General features: G+C 45.2%; 3 protein-coding genes. All 3 read right to left on the reverse strand.

Annotated features, from left to right (window positions below; all coding sequences use genetic code 11):
- Positions 1–439 precede the first annotated feature (439 nt).
- The 3 genes from cydX to ACRCZA_RS03355 are packed head-to-tail and all read right to left on the reverse strand — an operon-like array spanning position 440 to position 3311.
- Positions 440–556 carry a cytochrome bd-I oxidase subunit CydX gene (gene cydX / locus ACRCZA_RS03345; RefSeq protein WP_438673068.1) on the reverse strand — a complete coding sequence of 39 codons (117 nt, stop codon included), beginning with the start codon at positions 554–556 and terminating at the stop codon, positions 440–442.
- Between the two features lie 29 nt (positions 557–585).
- Entirely contained in the window at positions 586–1725 is a 1140-nt protein-coding gene (gene cydB, locus ACRCZA_RS03350; protein WP_438673069.1) for a cytochrome d ubiquinol oxidase subunit II, read from the reverse strand.
- Between the two features lie 23 nt (positions 1726–1748).
- Positions 1749–3311 (reverse strand): cytochrome ubiquinol oxidase subunit I, encoded by a 1563-nt coding sequence (locus ACRCZA_RS03355; RefSeq protein ID WP_438673070.1) that lies wholly within the window; start codon positions 3309–3311, stop codon positions 1749–1751.
- Positions 3312–4083: the final 772 nt, after the last annotated feature.

Raw genomic sequence — 4083 nt, forward strand, 5'->3', positions numbered from 1 at the left:
ACTCACTAGGATGTTCACAATCTAGCCACTAATTCACAGCGATTAGATTTAACATCATTGCGCCTTGAAGTTCATGCGCAGTGATGGCGAGCGGCCTATAGCGCTTGAGCCCAGCGGCATTGCGGGGCAGAGAGTGATAGGTGAGTTTATATTGACGGCAGTACTGATACTGGCAAAGCAGATGCTGGCAAAACAAATGATGGCTGCATACCCAATGCTCACTGCGATTGCCGTTACCTCGGGATTAAAGAGCATAAGGGCTTTTGCTGTTTTACCGCAGCGCGCGTTACCACGGCAGCCCTTGTGGCTGATCCGTTGAGTCGTTTCATGACAGGTTTGATACCGCTAAGTGAATGAGCCTCCTGCAGACAACCCCTTTACAACACATTCACTATGCAAAAAAAAACCTCGCCGGAGCGAGGTTTTTTAATCTTAGGTGTTACTCGGCATCATCTGCCGATCTGTCCATGTTTTCAGTATTTTCAAGCCATAAAGCGTTGATAATTCCAAAAGAGCAGGCCAACAAAACCCCTAATATCCACGAGAAATACCACATAGTAGATGCTCCTTAATTCTTGATAACCATTAATAGAGTGAGGCTTTGTTATCTTCAATATGTTTGCGATTTAAGCGGCCATACATCTTGAAGTAAGTCCAAAGGGTGTAACTTAATACTATCGGCACAAAAACAATGGCTGCCCATGTCATGACCGTTAAGGTCATTTCACTTGCCGTGGCGTCCCACATGGTTAAGCTGACGTTAGGATCCAATGACGATGGCATCACAAACGGGAACATCGCTGCGCCGCAGGTTAAAATCACCATCGCGACACTCAGTGAACTAAACAAGAACGCGAAACCTGAGCGATTTAACTGACTGACGACAATCACGAGCAATGGCAACACCACACCCAAAATCGGGAATAGCATGGTCACTGGATACTTATCGTAGTTAGCTAACCAAGCCCCCGCTTCAACCGCAACGGTTTTAGTGGTGGGATTAGATACACCATAGTGGTCTAAGGTTGAGGTTAATACATAACCATCAATACCATTTGCTAACCACACACCTGCGCTTGCAAATAGTACCGCCACAAGCAGTGCACAAATTTGCGTTGCTTTAACGGCACGCACGCGCAGCTCGCTGTCGGTCTTCATCTGTAACCAAGCGGCGCCTTGCATCATAAACATGGTCACGCTAACGAGCCCTGCTAGCAAACCAAAGGGGTTGAGCAGGCCAAATAAACCGCCATGATAAGTTGCTCGTAAGAACTCATCGAAGTTAAATGGCACGCCTTGCAAGAGGTTACCGAAGGCAACACCAATGATCAGCGGAGGCACAAACCCACCGACGAACAGCGCCCAATCCCAAGACTTACGCCAAGTTGGATTTTCAATTTTCGAGCGATAATCAAAGCCAACCGGACGCATATACAGTGCAAACAGCACTAACATCATGGCCACATAAAAGCCCGAAAACGACACGGCATACACCATTGGCCATGCGGCAAATAACGCACCACCGGCGGTGATAAGCCACACTTGGTTACCATCCCAATGGGGCGCAATGGTATTAACCATAATGCGACGTTCGGTATCGTCTTTACCTATAATAGGTAATAAAGCACCGACACCCATGTCAAAACCATCTGTGACCGCAAATCCGATGAACAGTACGCCGATCAGAGCCCACCAGATTAATCTTAACATTTCATAATCAAACATAATGAAATCCTCTGCTTAGGCTTCTAGTGTTGTGAAGCATTAGTCTCGAAGTGATAACGACCAGTCTTTAAACTACTTGGGCCAAGACGGGCAAACTTAATCATCAAGAACATTTCAATCACCAGCAGCACTGTATAGAACAAGCTGATTGACAAAATACTGAACCACAGATCGCCAGTCGTTAAGCTTGACGCCGACATAAAGGTCGGTAACACCTCAGAGATGGTCCAAGGTTGACGACCATATTCGGCCACAAACCAACCGCATTCGATCGCAATCCAAGGCAGAGGTAAGCTGTATAATGCCGCTTTTAATACCCACTTTTTCTCTTCAATTTGGTGGCGAGTGCTTTGCCAGAACGCAGCGGCAAAGACAAACAACATCACAAATCCAAGACCAACCATGATGCGGAAGCTCCAGAACATCGGTGCCACATTAGGGATAGAATCCTTAGCCGCCGCTTTAATTTGCTCTTCTGTCGCATCAACAACATTATCGGTGTAGCGCTTCAATAATAAGCCATAACCTAAGTCAACTTTGGCCTCTTCAAAGGCGGCACGTAGCTCAGGTGTTTCTTCACCGGCACGCAATTTCACCAGCATTTCATAAGCTTTCATACCATTACGAATACGCACTTCATGCTCGGTAATTAAGTCACGGATCCCCGTCACTTGCTCATCGAGTGAACGTGTTGCAATGATACCCATGGCATAAGGGATCTTCACGGCATAATCGGTATGCATCGTTTCTTGATTTGGGAAACCGACCGCAGTAAAGGCCGCAGGTGCAGGCTCGGTATGCCATTCCGCTTCAATTGCCGCTAACTTAACGCGCTGCGCTTCACCCACTTTATAGCCAGACTCATCACCTAACACCAGTACCGACAGGATTGACGCCATACCAAAACTGGCCGCAATCGCAAAAGAGCGACGGGCAAAAGGTAAATCACGCTTCTTGAGGATGTAATAAGAACTGATCGCGAGGATAAACATTGCGCCAGTAACATAACCGGATGCCACAGTGTGAACAAACTTCACTTGAGCAACAGGGTTAAAGACCACTTCGGCAAAGCTGACCATCTCCATACGCATGGTTTCGTAATTGAACACCGAACCCACCGGGTTTTGCATCCAACCGTTGGCCACTAAAATCCACAGCGCCGACAGGTTCGAGCCTAACGCCACCAACCAAGTGACCGCCAAATGTTGGCGCTTGCTGAAACGGTCCCAACCGAAGAAGAACATACCCACTAAGGTAGATTCGAGGAAGAACGCCATTAACCCTTCAATGGCCAGTGGAGCGCCAAAAATGTCACCCACATAATGGGAATAGTAAGACCAGTTAGTTCCAAACTGGAACTCCATCGCTAAACCCGTTGACACACCCAAGGCAAAGTTAATCCCAAATAACTTACCCCAGAACTTCGTCATATCTTTATAAATTTGTTTATCAGTCATCACATACAGTGATTCCATGATAGCCAGCAAAAATGCTAGCCCTAACGTTAAAGGAACAAATAGGAAGTGATACATGGCTGTCAGCGCGAACTGCAACCGCGATAGCTCAACAACCTCTTCAACAATCATCGGTGACTCCTTACGTGGTGCTTCCAGTTGCTATAACAAAATCGACATTGTTATTAACAAGTGCCTTTGTAGGATAGTGAGTTTTCAATTTTGTCTATATTTTTCGTCAAATATAAACCGTTAAATTTCATCTTTTGCATTACATTGAAGCAGCAAGGCTCAAAATTCCCCTTTTTCATCATGCAGCGCGACCTCTGTCACATTACCGCGCAACAGTGAGACATCCACCTCACCACCCTAGCATTCAAATGAATCTATTTATATAAATATCAGCTAGTTATGATATTCACATCTATTCATTCGTCAGCTTTTTATACCACCCGCCTTTGATTCAAATCAATCAAAGTCAGGGGTTTAGCTGGGTTTTGCGGAGGAGTACACACTTCACCTCACCTTGGGATTGACAGCCGCGCAAAAACAGTATAGGGAATCAGCAAGCCAGAATGAAAACGTACACTTTTAACGATTTCAAATAAAATAACGACCAAAGCAGTTAAAAATGACAAACTAACAAAAACAAACAATAATTTCACTAACACACAAAGCCTAAAGCTAACCGTACAACAAATTTACAACCATTAAAAATCAATGCCTTACCATTTAATAAGAAAGAACAAAGGATTGATTTAAGTTAAATTCATTAGATTTAGTAATCCTTGTCGCAAGTTTTTCTCGTTTGATATCCCAGCTCGAACTGCTTAAAATATGCACTGTGTTAAGGAGACGGTTTACAAGCACTGGTGAAGCGCCCCAGGCAAGCCCAACTTCGCGC

Source organism: Shewanella sp. (genome assembly GCF_051658185.1).
In the GTDB taxonomy this organism is placed as follows: domain Bacteria; phylum Pseudomonadota; class Gammaproteobacteria; order Enterobacterales; family Shewanellaceae; genus Shewanella.